The sequence below is a fragment of the Herbiconiux sp. A18JL235 genome, assembly GCF_040939305.1.
In the GTDB taxonomy this organism is placed as follows: domain Bacteria; phylum Actinomycetota; class Actinomycetes; order Actinomycetales; family Microbacteriaceae; genus Herbiconiux.
In genome coordinates this window covers 3,077,965-3,104,959 of sequence record NZ_CP162511.1, presented here as the reverse complement: position 1 = coordinate 3,104,959, position 26,995 = coordinate 3,077,965, and the positions used below count along the sequence as shown (strand labels likewise).

The window sequence follows — 26,995 nt, the reverse complement described above, 5'->3', positions numbered from 1 at the left end:
CGGGGGTGCTTCTGGTGGGCGCAGTGCTCGGTGCGGCCGCAGTCACGTCCGGCGGCCCTGCCGGCGCCGCGACGCCGGCGACCTCGACGGCTGCGCCGACGCCCGCCGCGACCTCCACGCCCGCCGCGACATCCACGCCCGCCGCAACCGAACCCGCCCGTCTGCGGGCGGCGTTCCCGGCGTTCTCGGCCGAGGAGCGCATCCGTGCCTATGCCGAGGTTCGGTTGAACTCGATGACCCTCGAGCAGAAGATCGCCTCGATGTTCATGGTGCACGTCGCGGGCAGCGACCCGACGGCGCTGCAGGGCTACCTCGTCGCCACCAAGCCCGGCGGGTTGCTGCTGCTCGGCGACAACGTTCCCGGCAGCGCGACGGAGGCGGCGGCGCTCACCGGTGCGCTCCACGAGTCTGACGGGCTCGCCACCCTCATCGCCATCGACCAGGAGGGCGGCATCGTGGCGCGACTGCGTGACGACGGCTATCCCGCTGCCGACACGCTGAAGTCGGAGCCGGTCGAGGCCACCACCGAGGCCTTCACCCAGCGCGCCGCGCTGCTCGATGCGACCGGCATGACGGTGAACTTCGGCATCGTCGCCGACGTCACCTCCGACCCGTCGTCGTTCATCTTCGAGCGGTCGCTCGGGGCCGATCCGGGTTCGGCGAGTGCCCGGGTGGCGGCGGCGGTGGCGGCCGAACGGGGGAGTGTCGTCTCGACCCTCAAGCACTTCCCGGGCCACGGTGCGGCGGGCGGCGACTCGCACACCTCCATTCCGACGACCGACCTGGGCTACGAGCAGTGGCTCGCCGAAGACGCGCCGCCCTTCCAGGCCGGCGTCGACGCCGGCGCCGAGATGGTGATGTTCGGGCACCTCGTGTACTCCTCGGTCGACGGTGCCCCCGCATCCCTGTCGCCCGAGTGGCACCGCGTGCTGCGCGAGGAGCTCGGCTTCGAGGGCGTCGCCGTCACCGACGACCTGCTCATGCTCGAGAACTCCGGCGTCGACGCCTACGCCGACCGCACCACGAACGCCATCGCCGCGGTCGCCGCCGGCAACGACCTGCTGCTCTACAACAGCACCGTCGACGTGCCGACCCTCTCGGCGGCCATCGCGTCGGCCGTGCGCGCCGGCACCATTCCCGAGTCGCGCATCGACGAAGCCGCCCTCCGCCTCCTCGAGCTCCGCCGCACCCTCTGGGTCGCCGGCGCCCGCTGAGGCCGCCGACCCTCACCGACCTCGCGCGCTGGCGCTACGAGCCCGGGTAGGGCGGGGTGCCGCGGCCTTCGGGGTGGTCAGGCTCCGAGTCGCCCGTCGCGGGGTGGGCCGTGCCGGGATGCGCGGAGTCGGCCTCCGCTGGAGACGAACCGGTCGCTGGGTCGTCCAGCACCGCGGTGTCGGCGGTGCGCGACGTGTCGGCAGTCGCATCAGCAGCCACGGCGGGCGACCCGTAGCTCTGCGGGGCGGCCGGCGCGGCCGTGGCCGGAGTCTGCGCCGAGTACGCGCTGGGCTGCGGTGCGGTCACGTACGTCGGGATCGCGCCGCCCGAACCCGCGCCACCCGCGCCCGCGGCCCCAGCCCGCGCCGCACGGCGCCGTGCGCCGCGGCGCGACAACCCCACGATCAGCACGCAGACCGCCGCGATCACCGCGAGCGGCAGCAGCCAGGGCAAGAGCACCCCGATCATCACCACGAGCCCCGACATCGCCGCCACGAGCGACGCCCAGCCGGTGGCGAGGCCGCTCCAGAAGTCGCCGGGGGCGCTCGAGGGCAGGGCGCCCTTCTCGGTGAGGTCGACGGTGAGTGTCGAGTAGGCGATCTGGTCGGAAAGGTACTGCTTCTGCGACTTGAGGCTGTCGAGCTGGGCCTGCCGGTCGGAGATGGCGGTCTCGAGCTCCACGAGGTCGGCGGTGGTGGCGGCCTGGTCGACCAGGTCGAGCAGCCGGTCGACCGACGCCTGGAGGGCCTTGATCTGCGCATCCAGGTCGCGCACCTGCAGCGTCACGTCGTTCGAACTGAGCGACACGGAGTCGACGGTGCCGAGCTCCTGCAAGCCCTCGATGGCGGCGTCGACCGAATCGGCGGGCACCCTGATGACGAGCTGGGCGCTCGACCGCGACTCGTCGGAGCCGGCCTGCTGCGACCGCGAGTCGATCCGCCCGTCGAGCGACTCGACGAGATCGACCGTGGCGTCGACGGCTGCTGTGGGGTCGTCGACGGTCACGGTGATCCAGCCGGTGGTGATGACGCTCTGATCCACGGCCGCGGAGTCGACTGCCGACGAGCCGCCCTCGGCCGACGAGACCCCTCCGTCGCGCGCTCCCGGTGCCGGTTCGACCATCACGGGGCCGTCGGCGGACTGCGACGACCCACCGGCTTGAGCGCATCCGCTCAGCACGAGCACGGCGACGACAGCGGTCGATGCGAGGATCATTCGTCTCATGGCACTCACGGTAGGGGCGCTTGTCTGGGCACCGGCTGGGATTGCCGCGATGGTTATCCGCTCGTTATCCGGGCACCCTCGATGAATTCGCCAAGGGGCTTGCGCATCCCGCCCGATTCAGTCTCTCGGGGCCGACGGACGAGCGGATGCGCGCCGACGGTCGTAGGTTGAGCACCATCAGCTACTGACGAAGGAGGCCCCCATGGGATTCATCGATGACGCGAAGGATGCTGCCGAGGCGACGGGCAAGAAGATCGGCCGGGCCTTCGACGACACCAAGGAGCGCTTGAGCGACAAGGCCGACGAGGCGAAGGCCGAGCACGAGGTCAAGAAGGCCGAGGCCGAGCGCGACGCCACGAAGGCGAAGAACGACTACAAGGAGTCGCTGCGCGACTGACCGGTGTCGCACGCGTCGCAGAGGGCTCCGGGTGACCCGGGGCCCTCTGTGCTGCCCGGCCGCGCCGCCTTAGACTCGAACGGATGACGGGGGACATCGACGACGTGGGAGACGCGCGCGCAGTGCATGACGACGCCGACCGCATACCCGACCCCCGCCCGCAGCACACCCCGCTCTGGGCCCTGCTCTCGCGCTGGCTGCTCGGGCTCGAGGCGTGGCTGCGCTCGCACGGGGGCACGCGCCTGCGCCGCGGCCTGCGGGCGTTCTGGGCAGTGGTCGCGCTCGCCGGTGCCGTGCTGCTGTTCGGGCCGGTCATCAACGAGCCGATGTCGCTCGACGACATCACCGGGTCGGCTTCGACGGCCACCGACACCTGGATCGCCCGCGACTTCGACGTCGACTACACGATCGAGCGCACCGACGAGGGGCGGCTCGAAGCCGAGGTCGTGGAGACCATCGGTGCCTTCTTCCCCGACGGTGTGGCGGAGACGGGCATCGTGCGGGTGCTGCCCACGCAGTACGAGGGGCACGCACTGGACCCCTCCGACATCGAGGTGACGGTCGACGGCGAGCCGGCGACGGTCGATCGTTCCGAGAGCAGCGACCAGCTGACGCTGACGCTCAGCCCGGGTACGAGCACGACCGCCCCCCTCAGCGGCGACCACGAGTTCGTGCTCCACTACCGCCTGCACGACCTCGCCTACACCGATGTCGACGAGGCGACCGGAGCATCCGTCGACCTGCTCGCCTGGGACGTCTTCGGCCCGTCGTGGCCCCAGGCGTTCAGCGGGCTCGACGTGAGCATCACGCTCCCGGCCGAGCTCGACGACGCCCTCGTGCGCCAGCCGCGCGGCGCGCTGGCGTGGACGCTGCTCGCCGCCGGCGAGTGGCTGAGCCCCGAAGACCCGCCGGCCGGTGCGGGTGCGCCCCCAGGTGCCGTCAGCTACGGCTTCACGAACGACCAGAACATCCCGCCCTACGCCTCGGCACGGTTCACGATGGTGTTCGAGCCGGGCACCTTCGTGATGCCGCCGCCGACACCGCTGTTCCTCGTGCAGAGCTTCGGGCCGCTGCTGCCGCTGCTGTTCCTCGCGGTCACCCTGCTGCTCGCGCTCGCGGCGCGGGCCGTCGCGTGGAGCGACGCGCGGGGTCGCCCGTGGTTCGTCGCGCAGTCCGACCCGCCGAAGGGCCTGAGCGCGCGTGCCGCCGCGCAGGTGCTCCGCACCCCGCGCACCTTCGAGCTCGCCTCGGCGCTCGAGGCGGTGAGCGGCAGGGGCCGCCCCGACCGCACCGCGCTCCTGCGGGCTGCGGCGCGTGCCGCCCGCCGCACCGGCCGCCTCGGCGACCGGGTGCGCGCGACGCTGGGCTACCTCTCCGCCTCCGAATACGCCGGGCAGCTGCGCGGGGGCCTGCGCCGCATCCCGACCGGGTTCGTGCGCGACGTCTTCATCGCCGCCCCGCTCGCGCTCACCCTCCTGCAGTGGGGGCTCGTGCGCCAGCTCTCCCACCAGGAGCCGCTCGCCGTGGTGTGGTGGCCGGCGGCGTTCGTGGTGGTGTCGTCGGCGATCTCGCTCGTGGTGCTCGCCCTCGCGCTGACCGCCCGCCCGCTCACCAGGAAGGGTGCGCTCGTGCGGCAGCACCTGCTCGGCATCGGGGTCTACGCCGAGCGCACGCAGCTGCTCGATCGGGCGACGACGCGCGACCCGCTGCTCGCCTACGCCGTCGTGGCGTCGGGCCGGGGTGAGGCCCGCGACACCGGGCGGCGCGTGCTCAGCCTCATCGAGGGCGAGCTCGGCGACCAGGCGGCCTCGCGCGGGTGGCGCAGCAGCGACTTCCTGAGTGCGCCGCGCATCCTGGTGCGGGTGGTGGCGGTGGTGCTGTTCGCCGCCTCCGTCACCGCCGCCGCGGTGCTGCCGAACCCGTACCCGCGGTCGCTCGACCCCGTCGCCTACTCGGGCGACATCCCGGGCACGTACTTCAACGAGGTGCGCTCGTTCGAGGCGGACGCCGTGCTCACGGTCGACGACGACAGGCGCGCGCGGCTCGCGGTCACCGAACGCATCGTCGTGGACTTCGCGACCGAGTCGACCTCCGAGGTTCCGCAGTTCGTGCGGCAGTGGCCGACGCGGGCCGACGGCCAGGAGCTCGGGCTCGCCGTGACGGGGGTGACGCTCGACGGAACGGATGCTGCCTACCGCGCGTCGCGCGAGGGCGACACGGAGCTCATGACGACCATGTTCCGCGAGGTGCTGACGGGGGAGCACGAGGTGGTCGTGACATACGAGCTGGCCTCGCCCGTGCTGGCTGCGACGGGAGCGCGGGTCGCCGAGGGCTCCGACACCGTCGACCGGCTGCGCTGGACGGCGCTGCTCGAAGGCTGGGAGTCGTCGCCCGGCTGGCAGCAGGACGACGCGCCGTCGCCCCTGACGCTGTCGCTCACGATCCCGGATGCGCTGGCCGGCTCGGCGCTCGCCGCCGGCTGGATCACGGAAGACACCGACTCCTCCGACAGCGCCCGACTGTGGGAGCAGACGGTCGTGCCGTTCGGGCGGGTGGCCTCGGACGCGGCCGACGACACCGGTACCATCGACAGCCGGGAACCCGTGGCCGGCGGCACCCGATACCTGCTCGACGTGCGCGAGGACGGCAACGGCTTCCCGTTCGAGCTGCGGGTCAACGATCTCGGGGCGATGCTCGACTACCCGGCGGGCACCTTCGCCGGGCCCGACCCGGGTGCGCTCGTCTTGCAGAAAGTGCGCGACGCGTTCCCCCTCGCGCTCGTCGTGGCGCTCGGGGTGGTCGCGCTCGCGATCGGTGCGGTGAGTGCGCTCGCGGCGCGTCGGCGCGGCTCGCGGCGGGCGCCGCCCGGGTTCGTGCGCGACCTCGTCTGGTGGCTCGGCAGCTCGACCGCCGTCTCGACGGTGTGGCTGTTCGTCTGGGCGAGCTCCGACATGCCGGGCGACTGGCCCGAGTTCCCGCCCCTCGGCCTTTCTGCTCTCGCCGCGATCGTCGGCGCCGCGGCGTGCTGGGCCTTCACCCTCCGCCAGCAGCCGTCCACCGCCCGAGGCGCGAGTCGCCCCGCCGGTCGCGCGCCGAGCGGCGCCGCACGGGCGAAGAGGTCCGCTACCCGAAGATGAGTCGCGGGCCGCTCCGCATCTCGCTCGCCGTGAAGCTGAAGGCCGGGCGCAGCTCCCCGCCGACGTGGAGGCCGTAGACGTCGAGGCCCTGCGGCACGCCCTCGATCACGATCGGGAACCCGCAGCCCACGATGTCGTTGGCGACCATCGCATCGCTGTTGAACTCGCCCGCCTCGACGACGCCCCGGGCGATCACGCCGTCGGCGCCGAGCACCTGCACCTCGCCTCCGGCGACGATGTCGGCATAGCCGTCGGGTGCGAGGCAGCCGTTGTCGCCGGTGTCCCACTCGTGCTGCGCGCGCTCGGCGAGCTGCTGGGGAGTGATGAACGGGTCGTCGATGAGGACGAACCCGTACACGGTCGACGTCGCCGCCGCCAACGCTGACGCGGACGGAGTGGGCGCGGGCTCGCGCTCATCCGAACCTCCCCCACCGGGCAGGAACGGGGCGACGGCGCACGCGCTCAGGGTGAGGGCGACGCCACCGACTACAGCGCCGAGCGCGCACCGCCGAAGGCGACCGCCCGGAGTGTTCGTCTCCACCACATGCCCCCTGATCCAGGCGCGCACCATCCGCCCCCGGAAGAACGATAGCCGACGCGCGTCAGCGGTCGCGCGGGCCCGTTCGGCCGGCGAAGAGGGCGTGGAGGAGGGGGAGCACCGACACGATCATGAGCACCGTGCCGAAGACGGCGTCGTCGGCGCGCACGATGGCCCCCGCGATGAAGACGGCGCCGAAGAGCACGCCCGAGATCAGGCGGCGGGCGGTGCGCTCGAGGCGGCCGACGCGGCGCTCCAATGCCGGGTTCGACACCACGAGGCGCCCCTCCTCCGCGCGCGTGACGAGGTCGTCGAGACGCTTGGGAAGCCGCCAGGCGAGCTGGAGGTTCTCGAGGGCCTGCCGCCCGAGGTCTTGGGCGAGGTTGCCGCGCTCCTCGCGGATGAGCTGCTGCGCATACGGCTCGACCGAGTTCCACAGGTTGAACGACGGGTCGAGCGCGCTGCACACCCCCGAGGTGAGCGACATCGCCCTGATGATGAGCAGGAAGTTCTCGGGCAGCTGGAACGGCAGCGACCTCACCACGTGCCCGAACTCCACGCCGAAGTCGCGGAACTCCCGCGGGTCGACCTCGCGCAGCTCGGCGAACCCCATCCCGCCGAAGCGCGCGAAGAGCTGCGTGAGCGCTCGCTCGAGCTCGCTCGTCTCGGCCGACGGCAGCAGCACCCCGAGGTCTTGGGCCGCGGCGACGAGCCCCTTGCCGTCGCGCGAGGCCGCGGCGATGAGCATCTTGCGGAGCCCTGAACGGGTGTTCGCCGGAACCGTTCCCATCATGCCGAAGTCGATGAAGGTGAGGCGCCACGGATGCGCGACCGCAGCATCCGTCTCGCTCGCGTCGTCGAGGTCGCCGGGGTCGCCGGGTCGCGCATCCGCCGGCGGCGCGAGAGGCGTGACGAAGATGTTGCCGGGGTGCGGGTCGGCGTGGAAGAAGCCGTTCGTGAACAGCTGGTCGAACATGACGGCGGCGAACACGGGGGCGACGTCGGCCGGGTCGATGCCGGCGGCGCGGAGGGCGTCGGCGTCGGTGATCTTGATGGCGGTGACGTCTTCGAGGGTGAGCACGCGGCGGGTCGAGCGCTCCCACACCACCTGCGGCACGCCGACCCGCGCGTCGGCCGCGAAGTCGTCGGCGAAGCGCACCGAGTTCGCGGCCTCGTGCAGGTAGTCGATCTCCTCGAGCGAGGTGGCGGCGAACTCCTCGACGAGTGCGGGCGCGTCGACGCGGTCGGAGACGAGGCGCACGTGGCTCAGCCAGCGACCCACGCGGCGGAGGGCGGCGAGGTCGACCTCAACGATGGCGTCGATGCCGGGGCGCTGCACCTTGAGCATGACGGCGTCGAGCCCGGTGTCGGCGGCGTCGGCGGGTGCGAGGCGTGCGCGGTGCGCCTGACCGAGGGATGCCGCGGCCACGGGCGTCTCGTCGACCCAGGTGAACGCGCGCCAGAGCGGAAGGCCGAGCTCGGCCTCGGCGAGCTGCTTGATGAGCTCGAACGGCACCGGCGGAACCTCGTCCTGCAGGCCCTCGAGCTCTTTGGTGATCTCGGGCGGCAGCACGTCGAGTCGCGACGACATGAACTGGCCGACCTTGATCATGAGCCCGCCGAGTTCGACGGCGAGCACGTGGAAGCGCCGGGCGAAGCGCTGCATGCGCTTCGGGCGGGTGCGTTCGGCGATGCGGGTGAGGCCGATGCGGGGCAGCAGCAGCTCGAAGAACCAGGTCACCGCGAGGTTCCACCCGGCGAAGCGCAGGATGCGCCGGTAGCGCTTGCGCGTGTCGGGGGCGCGGGAGGCGGTGCCGATGACGGTGGTGGGGGCGGCGGGCAGCGGGGGCGGGGCGGGTGTGGACGGGGCCGCGGCGGGCGGCGCGGTCACGGGGCGCGCCGGCGCAGGCGGCGCGGAACCGGCCGGAGCGGGCTGCGTCGGCGCGGCAGGCAGAGCGGCGTCCACCTCCTCGATCGCATCGTCGTGGTGATGGCTCGCGTCGGCTGCCAGGCGGGCCAGCTCCATCGGCAGGTCGAACGCCACGGTGGGCTCGGCGTCGCCGGGGGCTGCGTCGCGAGCCTCGTGATCGGCCTCAGCCGCCGCTCGCGCCGCCGCCATCGGCAGGTCGAACACCATGGTGGGTTCGTCACCGCGTGAGGCGGTCGCGGCGTCGTCGTCGGCGTCGTCCACTCCGGGCTTCGGGCGGCCCCACGCCCACTCGAGCGGCGTGGTGTCGGCGGGCCCGGCACCGGGCGCGCGCGGGTCTCTGGCCCGGTCGGAGCCGGGCGGGAGCTCTGCCACCCGGGTCAGTCCTGCGCGAGGATGGCGTACAGACGCTTGCGAGCATCCTCGAGCTCGGAGACCGCCTGCTTCACCTGCTCGGGCGTGCCCGTGCGGCCCACCTGAGCGGCGGCCTGCGCGAGCTCGAACCCGGCCTTCGGCAGCGCGCCGCGGTCGGTGTCGCCGCGCCCGCCCATGCCGAACGGGTTGCGCCACCCGTCAGAACCCGAGCCAGAGCCCGAACCCGAGCCCGACGCGCTGTCGGATGCGCCCCACGGCTCGGTGCCGTCGGCCTCGGCCACGGTGGCGCGGCCCGCCTCGGTGAGCGAGTAGGTCTTGCGGCCGTTCGACTCCTCGGCGGCGATGAGGCCCTCGTCGGCGAGGAGCTGGAGGGTCGGGTAGACCGAGCCGGCGCTGGGCTTCCAGTTGCCGCCGCTGCGCTCCTCGATCTCGTGGATGATCTGGTACCCGTGCATCGGCTTCTCGGCGAGCAGCGCGAGCACGGCGGCCCGCACGTCACCACGGCCCATCCGCGAGCCGACCTTGTTCTCGAAGCGCTCGCGCAGCTGCTCCATCGCGCGCCAGAGCCCGTCGGTCTGCGAACCAGACCCGCCGCCGAATGCACCCGTACCGAAACCGCTCGACCCGAACGAACCGCTCATCATGACCTCCTCGAGAACCGCCAACGATACTCAACGATAGGCCTCGCATCCGCTCGGGGCACCCTCCTCCAGCAGATGCTCAGGCCCGCCACGCCCGGGGCGGGCGGGCTCAGCGCAGGAACACGTCGTCGAGGGTGACGGTGCGGAGCCCGCGCTCGGCGATGAGCGCCGACAGCTGCGGGAAGACGTTGGTGACGGGCAGGTAGTTGAGGTGCCCGATGATGATGTGCTGGGGCAGGAACCACTGCGTCGCGAAGTCGATCACCTGCTGCTCGGTGATGAGCCCCGAGTCGGAGAGCGAGCCGTACCAGAGCACGGGACAGGTGTAGCCGATGCTCGCGGCGAGACGGTCGACGCGTGCGTCGTGGTAGCCGTAGGGCGGGCGGAAGTAGGGGCGCGCATCCACGCCATAGGTGTTCAGGATGAAGTCGTGGTTGCGCTGCAGCTGGTCGATAACACCGGCATCGCTCTGGCTGGTGAGGTCGACGTGGTCGAGGGTGTGGTTGCCGAGCTGGATCTGCCCCGATTGCACGAGCGGGCGGAGGAGGTCGGCGTTCTGCGTCCAGCCGCCGTAGCTTCCGTTCAGGAAGAAGGTCAGGCGGGTGCCCGTCGCGGCCGCGAACTCGGTGTAGAGGCGGATGACATCGGCGTTCGACCCGTCGTCGACCGTCCAGGCGAGCAGGTTCCCCTGGCCGGGGAGCTCGGTGATGGCGCCGCCGGGGAGGGCGACTTTCTCGACGGGCGGCAGGGCCGGGGTGGGTTCGGGGGTCGGCGTCGGGGTCGGGGTCTCGGTGGGTGTGGGGGTCGCGGTGGCGGTCGCGGTCGCCGCGACCGGGGTGGCGCCCGCCGTCGCCGTCGCTACGGGTGAGGCGACGGGGGATCGGGGAGCCGCCGAGCTCGACACCGCGGCGAACACACCGCCGCCTGCCGCGACCGCTCCTGCCCCCACGATGCCCAGGAAGAGACGCCGGTCGATTCCCGCGATCGCCGACTGCGACGACTCCGCCGCGTGCTTCGGGGCGGATCGTTCATGCCTCGGCGTCACGTGCATCCTTCGTCTCGCGTCGACGAGGGTTCCGTCAACTCGACATTTGACGATATGCGTTTCGTGTGAGCGCCCGCTACCACGTCTTCGGGTGTCACCGCGCCCCGGATGCTGCCCGGGCGGGGTCGTCGTAGGGTCGTGAGTCACGAGCGAGACGCCGTGAGCCCCCAGCAGAACGGACGGAGCCCCCATGACCAGCGCACTCGACGACCCCACTCAGCGCCCGCAGACCCTCCAGCGCCCCCGGGGTGGGGTGAACCCGATCGCGATCGTGGCGCTGCTCGCGGGCCTGGCGGCGATCGTGCTGCTCGTCATCCGGGTTCCGACGTGGATTCCGCTGTGGTTCGCCGCCATCGGCCTCTTCGTCGCCATGATCTCGGTGCTCGGCTCCCGCCCCTCGGCCACCCGCTGGGTGAGCACGATCGCCATCGCCGCCTCCGTCATCCCCTTCGCGATGATGCCCCTCTACATCACGACCTGATGCTCGTCGTGGCCGCTGCGCCGATCCCTCAGAGGTTGTCGGGGAGGCCGGCGCGGCGGAGGTAGTCGGCGCGGTCGGAGTTGCGGGGGAGAGGGCGGGTCGGCGGATCGCCGGGGGTGCGGCCGGCCGAGGTCGACAGCTCGGCGGTGTCGCGGAACAGGTCGGCGAGCTCGTCGGTGGCGTCTCGGTCGGCGTCTCGCGGGTTCGGGCGGTCGAAGCGCTCGGTGGGCGCGTCGTCACGCGCGGGTGCGAGTCCCTGGTCGGCGGATGCCCCACCGAGGAGCGCGTCGAAGCGGGTCGTCTCCGCGAGGTCGCGCGGGCGGGAGGACGAGTCCTCGCGGCTCGGCGCGAAGCGGGCGGGCCACTCGATCTCGCGTGCGACGGGGGTGGTGCGGTTGCCCGCGCCGTTACGGGAGAAGGGCCAGCGCTTGGCCGGAGCCGCTTCCTGCGGGTCGGCCGCGGGGCCACCCGCGCCCAGCGCACCCGCGCCCTGACCCGCCTCCCCAGACTCGAGCTCCCGCTCCCACTCCTCCATGCGCGCGGCGGCCCGCGCCCCCGCGTACGACCCCCACACCTCGAGCGCCCGCGAGATCACGGCCTCCTGCTGCTCGAGCACGGCGGCGTTGATCCGCTTGCCGAACTCCAGCTGCTGCTCGGCCCGGTCAGACGCCACCGACACCTGCACCGACGCCTCGGCTTCGATCGCCCGGGCCCTCTCGCGAGCCCAGATCTCACCGCCCGACACCTCGCTGTCCTCACGCACGTCGAGCATCCGGTCGTAGGCGGTGGGCGAGCCGAGGTTCGACAGCACCTTGACGATGACGGGCAGCAGTTCGATGCACACGAACAGGGCCGCGATCATGATGTGCGCGACGTTGAGGAGCGCGTTCTTCTCTCCAAGGCGGAACAGCGCGTCGAGCCGCGACAGCAGCCCCGCGCTGTTGTCGACCGCGTTCTCGTACGCGGCCTGCTCGGCCGCCCGCTGCTCCTGCGCGGTGGCGAGGGTCGCTTTGTCGGCGGCGAGCTGGTCCTGCGCCGCCGAGAGCCGACTCTGAGCGGATGCTTCGAGGTTCGACTGCGCGGCGGTGAGCGCCGCGGCCTCCGCCTGCTTGGCGGCGTCGAGGCGCGCTTCGGCGGTCTGCAGGGCGGCGAGCTTCGACGCGGTGACGGGGCCGTCGCCGCGCACACCCGTCCCCCCGCTCCCGTCGATCTCGGCAAGGTAGGCCGCCTGCGCGGCGTCGTACGCGGCCTGCGCCGAGGCGGTCGCCGCCTGCGCCGCCGCGTAGTTCGGGTCGGCCGACAGATCGGTCTGCAGTCCCTTGTCGACGATGGCCTGGTTCGCCGCGATCGACTCCTCGAGCCCCGGAATGGCCGCGAACCTCGGGTCTGACGCCATCCGCTCCTCGAACGCCGCCTTCTCCTCGGCCTGCATCACCTGGATCTCGGAGTTGATCTCGGCCGCGAAGATCTGCAACGTCAGCGGCGTCGAGATGACCGTTCCGATGATGAGCGCGAGCGCGATGCGGGGAATGGCGAGCCCGATGTTGCGCGCCACGCCCTTCTGCTTGGCCATGCCGATGATGAGCAGCCGGTCGAGGTTCAGGATGATGACACCCCAGAACACACCGACGACGATCGCCACCGCGAGCGGCGCCCCCACCGCCATCGACAGCGCGAACGCCGCCGACACCGCGCTGAGCAGCGCCGTGCTGAGGATCACCCCGCCCATCGCGACGAACCGCGCCCGGTCACCAGGCGTGTCGGCGAGCACGTCGAGCCGTGCCCCGCCGAGCCACGCCATGGCGTTGGAGACGGGGTTCGAGTTGTAGCGACGAGCCATTCAGCGGCGACCTTTCGGGGAGGCGATCTCGGCCAGAACAGCGGATGCGCGCTCGACCGCGCAGGCTCGCCCTGACACGAGGAGCGAAGCTACTGCACGCGCATCCACGTTTCCTGGCACGTGCCTGTGGGGCACACAAGGGACGAACGCCCCCTCTCCCGTTGAACCGGAGGAGGGGGCGTTCATGACGGACTAGAGAAGAAGGGTGCCTACTCTCTGTACCCCGTCGGGGGCGTCAGCACTCCGCGCTCGATCAGCTTCTCGATGTTGTCGGCACGCGTCTGGTGCTCGCGAGCCAGCCAGCCCTCCGTCGGCGGCGCATCGAGGTATTGGTTCTTCGGGTAGATCGGCTGGTCGTAGATGGCCCGGTACTGCTCGGTGCGCAGGTCTTTGAACTGGTTGTACAGCCCGTTCGCCACGCGCGCCCGCCGCAGTGCCTCGATGTCGATCGTGGTGCAGACGAAGGAGTCACCGGTGGTCCACCCGCGCTGCTGCGTGAGCACCTGGCCGCGGGGGCCGACGATCATCGACTGGCCGCCGAAGAGGTCTTGCACGCCGCCGTCTTCGCGGTACTCCGGGCCGAGGTTCGGGGCCACGACGTAGGCCGAGTTGAACATGGCGTGGGCGCGGTTCTGCAGCTCCCACATGCCGTTCTGCACGGCCGGCTCGATGAGGGTGGGGCGGATGATGATCTCCGCACCGTTCATGGCGAGACCGCGTGCCACCTCGGGATAGACGCCTTCGTGGCAGATGGCGATGCCGATGTTGCCGATCTCGGTGCGTGCCACCGGGAAGATGGCATCCATCACGTTGCCGTTGCCCTTCTTCTCGATCCACTCGTCCCACACGTCGTGCGGGTTCATGTTCCCGAGCATCCCGCCCTCGTAGGCGTCGCTGGTGGCCTTGTAGCGCTTGTAGACGATCTCGCCCTGCGGGTCGATGATGAACGCCACGTTGAAGTGGCGGTCGGGGAAGTCGTCGTCTTTGACCATGTACAGCTCGGCCGCAATGTAGGTGTCGAGCTCGCGGGCTTTCTTGGCCAGCTCGTCGGTCTCGGGGCCGGGGATCGTCACGGCGAAGTGACGCTCCTTCTCGCGGTTGCCGGGGAAGTTGGCGATCATGCCCTGAATCGCCATCTCGGGAAGCACCACCAGTCGAACCGGCGCGCCTTCCCAGCGACCCACCATGACGGCGGTGTCGATGAACTCGTTGATTCGCTTCACATTCGCCACACCATCGCCCGGATTCTTCACGCTGAAGGTTCGGGGCGACACTGCCACGACGACGAAGGGGTCGACCATGTTCGTGCTCTCTTTCCGTAAGGAACGCGGAGCTGATCCGCGCTGATCGAAGTGCACCGAACTCGATCCGACGGATCTGAGTTAGCGCTCACTCAGAGTAACCACGTCGACGACATCAACGCAAGAGAAGCAGGCGGATGCGGGCCTGCGGCTTGCTTGCTCTTTGGTGTTAGCGCACTATCGTGCTCAGGGCTGCCGCATCGGAGCGGTGGTCTGCCGCACCACCAGCTCGGGCTGGATGAGCGGGATGACCTCGTCGGCCGCGCCCTTGATCATGGCCAGGATGCGGCTGACCGCCGTGTGACCGATCTGCTCGAAGTCGAGGGTCACGGTGGTGAGCGCGGGCCGATAGAAGGCCGACTCCTTGACGTTGTCGAACCCGACGACGCTCACCGAGCCGGGCACGTCGATGCCCGCCTCATCGAGCGCTTTCACCACGCCGAGCGCGAACGGATCATTGGCGGCGAAGACCGCGGTGACCTCGGGTGTCTCGGCGATCATCCGCCCCACCCGGTGGCCTTCGGCAGCCGACCAGTCGGCAGTGGTGAACGCGGGCGGAGCCACTCGGCCCTGGGCGGAGAGCTCCTCGGCCCAGCCGCGGGCGCGGGCGGTCGTCGCCATCCAGCCCTCGGGGCCCTGCACGTGCCAAACGGTCTCGTGACCGAGTTCGAGCAGGTGCCGCACCGCCTCTCTCGCTCCCCGCACCTCGTCGATGGAGATGCTGGTCGGGCTCGCGGGCGTGCCCTGCTCGAAGGTGACCATCGGCACACCGATGTCGAGGCTCTGGATGACCGAGATCGCCTCGTAGAGCGGTGCCAGCACGATGATGCCGTCGACCGCATCCGGCCCGACCGATTCGAGGGCGGCGCGGATGGCGTGGCGGTCGAGCGATCCCAGGGTCACCAGGCGTGTGGAGTAGCCGTGACGGCGGGCTTCTTCCGAGATCCCGTAGAGGGCGACCGACGGACCGAGCACCGCGAGTTCGAAGCTCACCACACCGATCGTCATGGTGCGATTGCTGGCGAGGGCGGCCGCGGCCGGGTTGCGCCGGTACCGCAGCTGCTCGATCGCCCGCTCGACGCGCTCGCGGATCTCGGGAGCGACGTTCTGCGCCCCGTTGACGACACGCGACACCGTCTGCTGCGACACCCCCGCGAGCTTCGCCACGTCGATCATGCGCGGCCCCTGCGAACGCGAGCCGAGCCGTTCTCCGCGGGTGCTTGTCGGGGAGGCTGAGGCGGCGCGAGGCATCTGCTCATTATGCCCGCCCGGGCGCCGATCGACAGTCGTCGCCACGGGCGGGCCGCCGCTCATGGCCGCCGGTAGCGCAGCACCGCGGGGTGCCGCTCGTAGGGCCACTCGGCGCCCTCGACCATGTAGGCGCGGGTGGTGTAGCTGCCGTCCATCGTCGAGGCCAGGCTCGGCGGGCCGTCGAAGCCGATGACGCCCCAGCCCACGCGGTTCTCGTTGCCGCCGTACACGGGGTCGCCGTAGAACCCCTGACGCGTGTTCAGCACGAGGAGGGGGAAGAACTCCAAGAAGTCCTCGTTCACGGGTTGGTTTCCGGCGGGCGCCCCACCGAGACCGACCCCCTCGTCGTTCAGCGCGAACCGTCCGGGCTTCGACGCTCCCGACAGCTCCTCCAGCACGGCGTCCTGCGCCTCGTCGTCCAGCGCGACGAAGGTCGACGCTCCGTGCTTCCCGGCGAGGGCGTCGAGCTGCCGCACCCCGTCACGGTAGAAGCCCTGCCTCGCCTCGATGCGCTCCCGCCAGGCCTCTTCCTCGAGCCCCTCCATGCGGAGGAAGCCGTTGCCGTCGGCGGCGGGGAAGATGAACTGCGTGCCGGCGAGCATCCGGTCGATGAAGCGCACCACCTTGGCCTCCCGGGCGCCGGGATGGTGGTCGGTGGGGATGATGCGGGCCGTTGCCGCCTCGACCGTCGCCCACTCGTGCTCGCTGAAGAACAACGGTTCGTCGTCGTCTCGTGTGGAGATGGGCGCGGTCACCCATTCTGCCTGTCCCATGTCTCAGTCCTTTCTTCGGGGTGTCGTCAGTCGGTGTCGTCGTCAGTCGGTGGTCCAGCCGTGGCGGTCGACCTGCAGGATGCGGTCGGCGCAGCGCCAGGCGTTCGCCATGATGGTGAGCGCCGGGTTGATGCCGGTGGCGGTGGGGAAGAAGCTGGCGTCGAACACGTAAAGGTTCGGCACCTCGTGGGAGCGGCACCAGCGGTCGACGACCGAGGTGGCGGGGTCGTCGCCCATGCGGGTGGTGCCGAGCTCGTGCGAGGTGTTGCCCGTGATGCGCTCCATGTTCACCGGCACGACACGGGAGGCGCCGGCCGCCTCGAGGATCTCGCCGTTCTTCTTCACCTGCCAGCGCTCCTGCGCGAAGTCGTTCGCATGGGGTGTATGGGTGATGCGGGCGACCGGCAGGCCCCACGCATCCTTCACCGTCGGGTCGAGGTCGACCCGGTTGCTCTCGACCGGGAGATCGTGCAGCAGGATGCCGATCTTCATGCTGTGGTTGAAGAACTCACGGTCGGCGTCTTTCGCGGCGGCGCCCCAGGTGGGGCGGCCGGGGAAGCTCCAGTTCACCGGGTGCCCGATCATCGAGGGGAAGATGAGCGAGCCGAGGATGTGCCCGCGGCTCTCGTCGGTCTCGTAGAAGTCGAACGAGCACAGGCTCATGTAGTGCCCGGCCCAGCCGTAGAGCGGGTCGTGCACCTCGCGGTCGAACAGGCCCACCGAGAACGAGTACTGGTGGAAAGTCGCGTTCTTGCCCACGAGTCCGCTGCCGTTGCCGAGGCCGTCGGGATGCTGCGCCGATTTCGACATGAGCAGCAGCCTCGGCGTCTCGATGCCGCCCGCACAGACGATGACCGCTTTGGCGTACTGCACGAACTCATCGCCGTCTTCGTCCTGGTAGCGCACCCCGGTCGCCCTGCCGTCGGCGCCGACGAGGATCTCGCTCACGTAGCAGTCGGAGCGGAGGTCGTAGCGGCCGGTGGAGATCGCGTCGGGGATGAAGCTGATGAGCGTCGACGACTTGCCGGTGCCCGGATCGGGGTACTGCTGCCAGAAGCCGTTCTCGCTGAACGGTTGGCGGCCGCGGTAGGGCTCGGTGACCATGCCCTGCGGCATGGGGAAGGTGCCGTGACCGAGCTTGTCCATCGCGGTCGCGAAGGTGCGGCCGATCTGACTGAGCGGAGACGGCTTGGTGGGGTAGCCCTTGCTGCGGGGTGCCTCCCAGCGGTTCGCCCCAGCGAGACCCGAAGTGCCGAACTCCCACTCCACCCGGGTGTAGTACGGCTCGAGCTCGTCATAGCTGATGGGCCAGTCGACGAGGCTCGCGCCCGGCACGTCGCCGTGGATGCTGCGCAGCTTGAAGTCGTTGAGGGTCATGCGCGGCACCATCCCGCCCCAGTGCGTGGTGCCGCCGCCGACCACCTGAGGGGTCGCGGAGAAGTTCGTGACCACCGCCTCCTCGCTATCGTTCTGGCGGTAGGTGCGGGGCTTCAGCTTCGGGTCCTGCCAGATGAAGTTGCGGTTGAGGAACTTCAATTCGTCGCCGGAGGCGTGCTCGGGCTTCAGCCACGGTCCGCGCTCGAGGCCCACCACGGTGAGGCCGGCCTCGCTCAGCACCTTGGCCGCGGTGGCGCCGCCGGCACCGGCGCCGACGATCACCACGTCGACGGGTTCGGGGTTCTTCTTCCTGGTCATCGTTCGACTCCGTTCTGTCCGACGCGGGCGAGCTCGAGGAGCTCGCTCCAGAGGTCTTCGGGGATGGGGGTTTCGAGAAGCTCGACGGTCGCGTCGACCCGCTCCGGGCGCGACATTCCGACGATGGTCGAGGTGACGCGTTCATCTCGCACGGAGAACTGCAGGGCCGCGGCCGCGAGGGGCACGTCGTGCTCCCGGCACAGGTCCTCCATGCGCTGCACGCGCGCAAGAGTCGCGTCGGACACCGGCGCGTAGCAGTAGGTGGGCACCACCGACGGGCCCTTCACGAGCATCCCGCCGCCGAAGGGCGCGGCGTTCACGACGGCGACGCCGTCGCGCGCGGCCCGGTCGAGCAGCGGCTCTGCGGTCTGGTCGACGAGGGTGAAGCGGTTGTGACTGATGATCACGTCGAACGCCCCCGTGTCGAGGTACTGCAACTCGAGATCGATGGGGCCGCCGGCCACGCCGAGGCTCTCGATGACCCCGGCATCGCGCAGCTCGATGAGCGCTTCGACCGGGCCACCCGCCGCGACACCCTCCTCGAACGAGATCTTCTCGGGGTCGTGCAGGTACACCAGCTGCAGACGCTCGAGGCCGAGCCGCTCGAGGCTCTCCTCGACCGATCGCTTGACGCGATCGCCGGAGAAGTCGGTCGAGCCGGGCAGCGGGTCGACCTTGGTGGCCACGACGAGGCCCTCCGGCACGCCGCCGCGATGGCGGATGGCGGTGCCGATGCGACGCTCGCTGTCGCCGCCGCCATACTCATTGCTGGTGTCGACGAAGGTGAACGGGCCGTCGAAGACGCGCTCGATGGTGGCGACCGCCGTGTCTTCGTCGACCTCATAGCCGTACTGGGCGGGGAAGCTGCCGAGGGCGCTGGTGCCCACGCACACGCTCGACACCGAGAAGCCGGTGCGGCCGAGGGGTCGGAGGGTTGTCATGATCTCTTCTTTCTCTGTTCGTTGGTTCGCGGTGGGGGCGCGGTGCTGGTGCGCCCCAGAAGCTGCGGTGCGACCGGGCGCGGTGCCGCGGGTTGGCGCCCGGCCATGAGTTCGAGCACGTGGTCGACCGCCTGACGGCCCACCTCGCTGAAGTCGAACCTCACGGTCGAGAGTGCGGGCCTGAAGAACGCCGACTCGGGAACGTCGTCGAACCCGATCACCGAGACCTCGCCCGGCACCTGTCTTCCGGAATCGACGAGGGCGCGCACCACCCCGAGCGCCATCTGGTCGTTGGCGGCGAACACCGCAGTCACGGCATGGTCGTCGGCGAAACGAATGCCGGCGTCATAGCCCGACTCGGAGGTCCAGTCGCCTTCGACCGGCGGGTGCGCGGGCAGGCCGGCGTCGGCAAGCGCACCCCGCCAGCCCTCGAGCCGAGCGGCGGTTCCTAGCCACCCAGGGGGACCGGACACGTGGTGCACCGTGCCGTGCCCCAGCTCGATGAGGTGCACGGTCGCCAGCCGCGCACCTGCCACCTCGTCGGTGGCGATCGTACCGAGCGTCGCCGGGCCACCGGGGTGGAAGACGACGAGCGGAACCTCGGGGGAGAGACTCCCGATCGCGACCAAGGCGGCCTCCAACGGGGCGAGCACGATCACGCCGTCGACCGAGTCGGCCATGAGGTGGTCGAGCGCGTTCTGCATCGCGCCGTGATCGAGTGCGGTGAGGCTCACCAGGTTGGTGGCGTAGCCCGCCCGTCTCGCCTCGTCGACGATGCCGGTCAGGGCGACCGAGGGACCGAATTGCGCGAGACCGAAGCTCACGATGCCGATGCTCATGCTCTGCCGGGTCACGAGGGCCCTGGCCGCCGGGTTGCGGCGGTAGCGCAGCCGGTCGACCGCGGTCTCGACGCGTTCGCGCATCTCGGGGGTGACGCTGTCGGAGCCGTTGAGAACACGCGAGACCGTCTGGTGGGAGACACCGGCGAGTCTCGCCACGTCGATCATCCTGACCTTTCTCCCGGTCGCGGGCTGCTCGCGCGCCATGGCTCAGCGGGCGAGCGCCGCGCGCCGGCCCGGGCCCCGGCCGCCGAAGAGCTTCGAGAAGAAGCGCGAGATGCGCTGCACTCCTCCCGCGCTCGACAGGAACACCGCGATCACGATCACCGCGCCCTTGATGACGAGCTGCGGCTCAGACGAGATTCCGACGAGGTTCATGATGTTGATGATCGTGGCGAGCACGAACACGCCGATCACAGCGCTCACCGGGTCGCCCTTGCCGCCCATCAGCGACGCGCCGCCCACGACCACCGCGGCGATCGCGTCCAGTTCGTAGCCGACGCCGATGAGCGAGCTGCCCTGCCGCAGCTGGGCGGCGGCGATGAGCCCGGCGAGGCCGGCCAGGATGCCGGAGAGGGTGTAGGTGATGATGAGGTTGCGGGCCACCGGGAGGCCGGAGAGACGTGCCGCCTCGGGATTTCCGCCGATGGCGTAGAGCGAGCGGCCGAAGGTGGTGAACTTCGCCACCAGGGCGGCGATGACCGCCACCACGATGAAGATGACGACCGGGTTGCGCACGCCGAGCACGGTGCCGCTCGAGAAGGCCTGGATGAACGCGTCGTCGAGGATCTGGATGAGGCTCGTCGACTGGATGATGTAGCTGAAGCCCTTGACGGCGCTCATCATGGCGAGCGTGGCGATGAAGGGAGGGATGCGCAGCCACACCACCAGCAGGCCGTTGACGAACCCGGCGGCGGCGCAGCACAGCAGCGTCACGCCCACCGAGAGACCGGCCGACATGCCTGTCTGGAGGGTGAGCGCCACGATCACCGTCGACATGGCGAGGATCGAGCCCACCGAGAGGTCGATGCCTCCGGTGAGGATGACGAAGAACTGGCCGACTGCAAGCACGGCGACGATGGAGGCGGCGGCGATGACGTTCTCGGCGTTCCTCAGGGTGAGGAAGTCGGCCGAGACGTAGTAGCCGACGATGATGATGGCGAGCAGCACCAGCAGCAGGTAGCTCTTGCCGAGCAGGCGCTTGCCGAGGCTGCGCATCCGGTTCGCGGTGCTGGGCTCGGGCGGTGTAGCGGCGGTGGAGTTCCCGACCGGTGGCCGGAGGGTGTTCTGGGACATGGGCTTCTTCGCTCTTCTCAGGAGTGGATGTGGTGAGTCGTGGGGCTCAGGCGAACCGGCTGAGGATCGCCTTCCCCTGCGGGTCGATCTCGTCGTGGTCGAGCTCGGCGACGACCTTTCCCCGGGCCATCACGAGCACGCGGTCGCACATCATCGCCTCGGTGATCTCGGAACTTGCGATGATGACGGTGCCGCCGCCGCGGGCGTAGTCGCGGAGGAGTTCGTACATGTCCTCCTTCGCGCCCACGTCGACGCCGCGCGTCGGCTCGTCGCAGATGAGGATGCGCGACTTGCGCACCAGCCAGCGCGCCAGGATGGCCTTCTGCTGTGTGCCGCCGCTGAGGGTCTTGACGGGCTGGTTGACCCCCGACACCTTCATGCCGAGCCGCGTCACCATATCGGCGGCGACCCGGCGTTCGCGGCGGGAGTCGATGACGCTCAGACGGCTGAAGGCGGGCAGGCTCGCGAGTGTGATGTTTGCGGCCACCCCGAGGTCGGGCACGAAGCCGGCCGTCTTCCGGTCTTGGGGGAGCAGCCCGATCCCCCGCCGAATGGCGTCGCGGGGTGCCGAGAGATCGACCCGCCTGCCGTCGATGCGGATGGAACCGGATGCGCGCCGCCGGGCTCCGGCGAGAAGGCCGGCCAGCTCCGACTGGCCGCTCCCGATGAGCCCCGACATGCCGAGCACCTCGCCGCGCCGCAGCTCGAACGACACGTCGTCGACGTGACCCTCGTCGGAGAGGTGGTCGGCCGAGAGGATCACCTCGTCACCGCGGCCGACACCCAGGCGCGGCGAACGCTCGCCTCGCAGTGCCGTCTCGGCGATCGACCCCTCGAGACTCTTGCCGACCATGGCTGTGACCACGTCGGAGGGGGCCGAGTCCGCGGTGTCGAACTCCGCGGCGGTCGACCCGTCGCGCAGCACGGTCACCGCGTCGCAGAGCGAGTACACCTCGTCCATGCGATGGGAGATGAAAAGCAGCGTCACCCCCTCGGCGGCGAGGGACCGCAGCACCGTGAACAGTTTCTCGACGTCGGGGCTCGGCAGGGTGGAGGTGGGCTCGTCGAGCAGAAGCACCCTGGCGTCTTTGTGCAGCGCCTTCGCCAGCTCGACAGCCTGCTGCTCCGCGGTGGAGAAACTGCCGACCGGTGCGCGCACGTCGAGGTCGAAACCGACCCTGGCCAGCGCATCCTGAGCCTCGCGGTACATTCGCGCCCAGTCGACCTTGCCCGCCTGGCGGGGGAGGCGGCCGAGGAAGATGTTCTCGGCGACGGAGAGCGAGGGCACCAGCGAGAGCTCCTGGTAGATGGTGTGGATGCCGGCGTTCTGTGCATCCGTCGGTTCACGGAAGCGCATATCCTTCCCGCCGAGGCGGATGGTGCCGCCGTCTGGGGTCTCGGCTCCCGAAAGCATCTTCACCAGGGTCGACTTACCCGCGCCGTTCTGGCCGGCGAGGGCGTGGATCGAGCCTTTCGTCACCGAGAACGTCACGCCCTTCAGGGCCTGAACGCCCAGATAGCCCTTAGTGATGCCGTCGAGCTCGAGCTCGATCGGGCCGCCCCTCATTCCTCGTTCGCCTTCACGTAGGTGTCGTCGGCCACGTAGTAGTCGGCCGCGTTCTCGGGGGTGACGACGGTGGTGTCGATGTAGAGGGTCTTGTCGGGGCACTGCGACTGGTCGTCGTTGAAGGCGGCGAGGGCCATCTTCACGGCGGTGGCGCCCTGGTCCCAGGGCTGGTTGGAGGCGGTGGCCTGGAGCGGGCCGGTGGGGTCGTCCATCATCTCCTTCACCGAGACCATGCCGCCGTCGTAGCTGGCGAGGATGATGCCGTCGCCCCAGATGCCCGCCTGCTGGAGGCCCTGCACCACGCCGCCGTTCATGACGTCGCTCATGCTGTAGACGATCTTGAGGTCGGGGTTCGCGGTGGCCACGTCGCGGATGGGGGCGAGGGCCTTGTCGGGCTTCCACTCGCCGTACTTCGTGTCGAGCTTCGTGGTCTGGATGCCCGGGTGGGCATCCATCACCTTCTGGTAGCCCTCCATGAAGCCGTTGAAGCGCAGATCGCTCAGCACGTCGCCGGGGAAGCCACCGATGCCGACGATCTTGATCTGGCCTGTGTCGCCGAACTTCTCGAGGGCCTTGTTCGCGGCCACCTCGCCGGCGAGCGAGCCGGTGTACTCCTGGTCTTCGGCGACGTAGCAGAACATGTCGGGCACGAGACTCTCGTCGAGGTTCGAGTTGACGGTCACGAGCGGGATGCCCGCGTCTTTCAGCGCCTGAACCGACGGGCCGACACCGATCGGGTCGTTGGCGTTCATGACGACGACGTCGACACCTTTGGTGATGAGGGTCTGGACGTCGGCGTTCTGGCGCACCGTGTCGCCGTTGGCGTCGAGAAGCTCGATGCGGGCGCCGATCTTGTCGGCCTCGGCCTGGCCGCCCTCGACGAGGGTCTTCCACCAGTCGCTGCCACTGATGCCACGTTGGCTCCAGCCGATGACGAGGCCGTCGCCGCTCGCCTTGTCTTCGTCGGAGGCGGGGCCGCCGCCGGCGCGGCACCCGGTGAGGGCGAGGGCTGACACGGCGAGAACTGCGGCGCCGGTGACGAGGCGGCCGGTGAACCGGCGTCGGGATGACGTGATCATGAGGACACTCCTTCGTGTGATCTCATCCGTCGGGGATCGGTGGTCACCGATGCGCCTCCGCCGTCGGAGGCTGACGGATCATGCTGTGATGTTAGCGCACTATCAAAAACATGACCAGCGCATCTGTCGCCTTGTCGGGGCTCCACCCGGCGGGAGAGCGATTGTGAGTTACCGGTCACTCAGGCGCGAGCGCACGTCACCGCCTCGCAGGCGGTGGATCAGCGCCGGCGGCGCGGCGCCGCGGAGCGCGGCGGGTTCGACCTCATGTGGTCGCGAACGACCGAGAGTGCGCGCCCGAGCTCGGCCACGTCGTCGGCGTCGATCGGCGCGAGGAACAGCTTCTTCAGCACCTGGATGTGCCCCGGAAACACCGTCGCGAGCCGGTCGCGACCGGTCTGCGTGATCGTCACCGTCACGCTCCGTTCGTCCTCGAGTGACGGCGCGCGAGTCACCAGCCCGGCCTTCTCGAGCAGCCCCGCCTGGTGGGTGAGGCCGCTCCGGCTGTAGACGACCCCGTCGGCGAGGTCGGTCATCCGTCTGCTGCCGTCGGGGGAGTCGCCGAGGGTGGCGAGCAGCTGGAACTGCACGTAGCTGAGGTCGCCCGCCTCCTTGAGCTGCTGCTCGACGGCATGCCGCAGCAGGCTGCTCACCTCGATGAGAGCGAAGTAAGCGCCGAGTTCGGCGGGATCGAGCGCTGCATCGGTCGACTCGTCGGTCATGTGCCCATTCTACTTGCTTCGATATTGAAGCACTGCTACAGTCGAGACAGATGCTTCGAGATCGAAGCAAATCCACGAAAGGACACCATCATGAAGGCAGCACGTTTCCACCAGCACGGAGCCCCCGAGGTTCTGCAGATCGACGACGTCGAGACTCCCGCTCCGGGTGCGGGCGAGGTGCGCCTCCGCGTCGCCGCGTCGGCGTTCAACCCGGCCGACAACGGGATCCGGGCGGGCTTCCTGCCCATCCCCGTTACCCTGCCGCACACCCCGGGCTACGACGTCTCCGGCACCGTCGACGCTCTCGGCGAGGGCGTCGACGGGCTCACCGTCGGCGACGCGGTCATCGGCTTCCTGCCCATGACGGCGCCCGGTGCCGCCGCGGAGTTCGTCGTCGCTCCGGCGGAGGCCCTGGTGGCGGCGCCGACCTCGATCGCACTCGAAGACGCGGCGGCGATCCCGTCGGTCGCACTCACCGCGTGGCAGGCCCTGTTCGACGAGGCGGGTCTCGCTGCTGGCCAGCGCATCCTCATCACCGGCGCCGGCGGCACCGTCGGGGGCTTCGCCGTGCAGTTCGCGAAGCGCGCCGGCGCCCACGTCATCGCCACGGCGAGCCCGCGCTCGGCGGCCTCGGTGCGCGCGGCGGGGGCCGACGAGGTGATCGACCACACCGCATCCTCGGTGCTCGAGTCGGTCGAGGCGCTCGACGCCCCGGTCGACGTGCTGCTCAACCTCGCGCCCTTCGAGGCCGACGAGTTCACCGCCCTGGTGGGCCGCGTGCGCGACGGCGGGGTGGTCGTGAGCACGACGGCCTGGATGCCCGCCCCCGACGACGAGGCACGCAACGTCCGTTCTGTGGTCGTCTACGTGCGCAGCGACGCAGCCCAGCTCGCCGAGATCGCCTCGCTCGTCGACTCCGGCGCCGTGCGCGTCGAGGTCGCGCGCCGCGTCACCCTCTCGGGCCTCGCGGCCGTGCACGCCGAGGCCACGGCGGGAACGCTCCGCGGCAAGGTCGTCGTGCTCCCCACGGTCGACTGAGGTGGTTCGCGCGAGGCGTTGGTCGCGCAAAAAGCTCCCATTCCGCGAAATGCGAGCAGATTGCGCGACCAACGCGCGGGCGCAGCCCCTAAGTGCGCGGGCCCCGCGCCTCAGGGGGGAGAGAGGGCCCGCCCGGGGGCAGCAGCTCCCCGAGGAACCTCTCGAACGAGGGGAAGAGCGCAGCGTGGTCGCGGGAGGCGCGCTCGGCCTCGAGCCCGATGCGCAGCACGTCGTTCAGGGGCATCGCGTCGGCGTCGAGGCGGGCTCGGAGGGCCGCCATGCGCTCGTAGGGCGAGCCGCCCGCATCCGACTCGGCTCCGGATGCGATGCCCAGCCCCGCCTGCAACGGCGCCAGGTCGGGAAGCACGCCGAGCGACCCGGGCACCTCGACCGTCGCCACGGGTAGCCGCCCGGGCGTCGGCACGGGCAGCACCCGCACGGGATCGGACAGCACCTCGACCTCGCCGTGGGCGTTGCGGGCCCGCACGCTGATGCGCCCGCTCTGCCGCGCGGTGAACCGCTCCGACACCACGCGCCGCGACACCTCGCGGGTGATGAACGCGCGACCCGGCAGTTCGATCGTCACCTGCTGGGCACCCGACACCGAGATCTCGAGCCGCACCTCGTCGCCCTCCGCCACGAGCGCGGGGCTCACCTCGACGCTCCGGATGACGGGTGCCGCGAGATTCTCGAGCAGCACCCCCCTCAGGTAGCCGTACCACTCGGCGGCGGTCGGGCGGTGCGCCGGGTCGTCGGCGAGCGCATCCGTCATCAGCTGCACTCCGGTCGCGTCGAGCACGGTGCGGAGGCGCTCCGGGTCGCGACTGCGCTCGAGCCCTTCGCCCGCCGGCGCGAGCACGCGCAGGATGAGCAGCGCGAGCTTGTACCGGTCGGTCGCGACGGTCTGCACCGACGGGGTGGTCGTGAGCGCGGCATCCGCCTCGCCGTAGGCCTCGGGCGCCGCCCAGCCCGCGCTGTTGCGCTGCAGTGTCTCGTCGCCCGCGAAGGCGGCGCCCTCGCATCCGACGACGAACGCCGTTGCCACCTCGCCGACTCCGTAAAGCACCGACCGTTCGCTGAGGTCGCCGAACACCACGTCGTTGCGGTGCAGCAGCTCGACCAGCACGCACACCCGCGCGAGCACGGTGATGCGGGTGAGCAGGTCGCGCTCCGACACGGGTGCGGCACCGGCTCGCCGCGCCCGCTTCGGCGCGCTCACCAGCCAGCGCGCGTGCTGCGGCGACTTGCTCCCGCGCTCCTCGGCGGGCACGAAGTAGAACGGATGCGCGGCCAACGGCACGAGGCACCCCACGGCCGCCCCGTCGTCGCCTTCCACCACGGCCAGCGGCCACGCCGCCACCCCGTCGAGGGTCGCCCGGTCGCCCGCGTCGAGCGCCCAGCGGAGGGCGACGAGCCGGGCGAGGGTCGCCGAGTTCCAGAACGGAGCCTCGACGTCGCGGAACCGCACGAACGCGAGCCCGCCGCGGTGCCCGGGCACAGTGAAGCTGTCGAGGCGGTGCACCTCGGTGGCCGGGCCGCCGCCGATCGGCGTGCTCGCCCCGAGATCGGCTTCACGCACGCGGATGCCTGCGGCGCGCGACACCGGTCGCGCGGCCGCGCTCTCGTGACGCCCGACGCTCTCGTGCTCTTCTGACTCCGACACGAGCAGCGAAGCT

General features: G+C 70.6%; 22 protein-coding genes. 5 read left to right on the top strand and 17 right to left on the bottom strand.

Features of this window, described 5'->3' with window-relative positions; genetic code table 11:
- The first annotated feature begins 14 nt into the window (after window positions 1-14).
- Window positions 15-1,214, top strand: a complete 1,200-nt coding sequence (locus ABFY20_RS14485; RefSeq protein ID WP_368496936.1) for a glycoside hydrolase family 3 N-terminal domain-containing protein — start codon at window positions 15-17, stop codon at window positions 1,212-1,214.
- Window positions 1,215-1,248: 34 nt separating this feature from the next.
- Here the strand turns inward: ABFY20_RS14485 and ABFY20_RS14480 are convergent, their stop codons facing one another.
- The gene (locus tag ABFY20_RS14480; RefSeq protein WP_368496935.1) at window positions 1,249-2,439 is read right to left on the bottom strand and encodes a DUF4349 domain-containing protein; all 1,191 of its coding nucleotides are present in this window, start codon (window positions 2,437-2,439) and stop codon (window positions 1,249-1,251) included.
- Between the two features lie 202 nt (window positions 2,440-2,641).
- Here ABFY20_RS14480 and ABFY20_RS14475 point away from each other — a divergent pair, with 202 nt between their 5' ends.
- Together ABFY20_RS14475 and ABFY20_RS14470 are read left to right on the top strand one after the other, a co-directional pair.
- Window positions 2,642-2,836, top strand: coding sequence for a hypothetical protein (locus tag ABFY20_RS14475; protein ID WP_368496934.1), 195 nt, complete (start codon window positions 2,642-2,644; stop codon window positions 2,834-2,836).
- Window positions 2,837-2,919: 83 nt separating this feature from the next.
- Entirely contained in the window at window positions 2,920-5,973 is a 3,054-nt protein-coding gene (locus ABFY20_RS14470) for a DUF2207 domain-containing protein (protein WP_368496933.1), read from the top strand.
- Here ABFY20_RS14470 and ABFY20_RS14465 read toward each other — a convergent pair.
- The 4 genes from ABFY20_RS14465 to ABFY20_RS14450 all read right to left on the bottom strand — a co-directional run bounded on the left by ABFY20_RS14465 (window position 5,960) and on the right by ABFY20_RS14450 (window position 10,499).
- Window positions 5,960-6,331: a hypothetical protein gene (locus tag ABFY20_RS14465; RefSeq protein ID WP_368496932.1), complete on the bottom strand. Its 372-nt coding sequence runs from the start codon at window positions 6,329-6,331 to the stop codon at window positions 5,960-5,962. The genes ABFY20_RS14470 and ABFY20_RS14465 overlap by 14 nt on opposite strands.
- 244 nt (window positions 6,332-6,575) lie before the next feature.
- Window positions 6,576-8,354 (bottom strand): ABC1 kinase family protein, encoded by a 1,779-nt coding sequence (locus tag ABFY20_RS14460; RefSeq protein WP_368499801.1) that lies wholly within the window; start codon window positions 8,352-8,354, stop codon window positions 6,576-6,578.
- Between the two features lie 464 nt (window positions 8,355-8,818).
- Complete coding sequence (locus ABFY20_RS14455) at window positions 8,819-9,454, bottom strand: PadR family transcriptional regulator (RefSeq protein ID WP_368496931.1); 636 nt, start codon at window positions 9,452-9,454, stop codon at window positions 8,819-8,821.
- 109 nt (window positions 9,455-9,563) lie between these two features.
- Window positions 9,564-10,499: a polysaccharide deacetylase family protein gene (locus ABFY20_RS14450; RefSeq protein ID WP_368496930.1), complete on the bottom strand. Its 936-nt coding sequence runs from the start codon at window positions 10,497-10,499 to the stop codon at window positions 9,564-9,566.
- A gap of 190 nt (window positions 10,500-10,689) precedes the next feature.
- Here ABFY20_RS14450 and ABFY20_RS14445 point away from each other — a divergent pair, with 190 nt between their 5' ends.
- Window positions 10,690-10,980 (top strand): hypothetical protein, encoded by a 291-nt coding sequence (locus tag ABFY20_RS14445; protein WP_368496929.1) that lies wholly within the window; start codon window positions 10,690-10,692, stop codon window positions 10,978-10,980.
- 28 nt (window positions 10,981-11,008) lie between these two features.
- Here the strand turns inward: ABFY20_RS14445 and ABFY20_RS14440 are convergent, their stop codons facing one another.
- The 11 genes from ABFY20_RS14440 to ABFY20_RS14390 all read right to left on the bottom strand — a co-directional run bounded on the left by ABFY20_RS14440 (window position 11,009) and on the right by ABFY20_RS14390 (window position 24,281).
- Complete coding sequence (locus ABFY20_RS14440) at window positions 11,009-12,820, bottom strand: DUF4407 domain-containing protein (protein WP_368496928.1); 1,812 nt, start codon at window positions 12,818-12,820, stop codon at window positions 11,009-11,011.
- Between the two features lie 209 nt (window positions 12,821-13,029).
- Complete coding sequence (locus ABFY20_RS14435) at window positions 13,030-14,121, bottom strand: nitrilase-related carbon-nitrogen hydrolase (RefSeq protein WP_368496927.1); 1,092 nt, start codon at window positions 14,119-14,121, stop codon at window positions 13,030-13,032.
- A 186-nt stretch (window positions 14,122-14,307) separates the two neighbouring features.
- Window positions 14,308-15,297 carry a LacI family DNA-binding transcriptional regulator gene (locus ABFY20_RS14430; protein WP_368496926.1) on the bottom strand — a complete coding sequence of 330 codons (990 nt, stop codon included), beginning with the start codon at window positions 15,295-15,297 and terminating at the stop codon, window positions 14,308-14,310.
- 134 nt (window positions 15,298-15,431) lie between these two features.
- Window positions 15,432-16,145 carry a gluconate 2-dehydrogenase subunit 3 family protein gene (locus ABFY20_RS14425; protein ID WP_368496925.1) on the bottom strand — a complete coding sequence of 238 codons (714 nt, stop codon included), beginning with the start codon at window positions 16,143-16,145 and terminating at the stop codon, window positions 15,432-15,434.
- A 42-nt stretch (window positions 16,146-16,187) separates the two neighbouring features.
- Window positions 16,188-17,840, bottom strand: coding sequence for a GMC family oxidoreductase (locus ABFY20_RS14420; protein WP_368496924.1), 1,653 nt, complete (start codon window positions 17,838-17,840; stop codon window positions 16,188-16,190).
- Complete coding sequence (locus ABFY20_RS14415) at window positions 17,837-18,781, bottom strand: aldo/keto reductase (protein ID WP_368496923.1); 945 nt, start codon at window positions 18,779-18,781, stop codon at window positions 17,837-17,839. Before ABFY20_RS14415 ends, ABFY20_RS14420 begins: the two co-directional genes overlap by 4 nt.
- Window positions 18,778-19,788, bottom strand: coding sequence for a LacI family DNA-binding transcriptional regulator (locus tag ABFY20_RS14410; protein ID WP_368496922.1), 1,011 nt, complete (start codon window positions 19,786-19,788; stop codon window positions 18,778-18,780). Before ABFY20_RS14410 ends, ABFY20_RS14415 begins: the two co-directional genes overlap by 4 nt.
- 42 nt (window positions 19,789-19,830) lie before the next feature.
- On the bottom strand, window positions 19,831-20,916 hold the full coding sequence (locus tag ABFY20_RS14405) for an ABC transporter permease (protein WP_368496921.1): 1,086 nt from the start codon (window positions 20,914-20,916) through the stop codon (window positions 19,831-19,833).
- 46 nt (window positions 20,917-20,962) lie between these two features.
- Window positions 20,963-22,483, bottom strand: coding sequence for a sugar ABC transporter ATP-binding protein (locus ABFY20_RS14400; RefSeq protein WP_368496919.1), 1,521 nt, complete (start codon window positions 22,481-22,483; stop codon window positions 20,963-20,965).
- Entirely contained in the window at window positions 22,480-23,562 is a 1,083-nt protein-coding gene (locus ABFY20_RS14395) for a sugar ABC transporter substrate-binding protein (RefSeq protein ID WP_368496917.1), read from the bottom strand. Before ABFY20_RS14395 ends, ABFY20_RS14400 begins: the two co-directional genes overlap by 4 nt.
- Before the next feature lie 218 nt (window positions 23,563-23,780).
- Window positions 23,781-24,281, bottom strand: coding sequence for a MarR family winged helix-turn-helix transcriptional regulator (locus tag ABFY20_RS14390; protein ID WP_368496916.1), 501 nt, complete (start codon window positions 24,279-24,281; stop codon window positions 23,781-23,783).
- A 90-nt stretch (window positions 24,282-24,371) separates the two neighbouring features.
- On the opposite strand from ABFY20_RS14390, the gene ABFY20_RS14385 reads away from it, so the two are divergent.
- The gene (locus ABFY20_RS14385; RefSeq protein WP_368496915.1) at window positions 24,372-25,319 is read left to right on the top strand and encodes an NADP-dependent oxidoreductase; all 948 of its coding nucleotides are present in this window, start codon (window positions 24,372-24,374) and stop codon (window positions 25,317-25,319) included.
- An 88-nt stretch (window positions 25,320-25,407) separates the two neighbouring features.
- Here ABFY20_RS14385 and ABFY20_RS14380 read toward each other — a convergent pair whose 3' ends face one another.
- On the bottom strand, window positions 25,408-26,982 hold the full coding sequence (locus ABFY20_RS14380; protein ID WP_368496914.1) for a hypothetical protein: 1,575 nt from the start codon (window positions 26,980-26,982) through the stop codon (window positions 25,408-25,410).
- Between the last annotated feature and the right edge of the window lie 13 nt (window positions 26,983-26,995).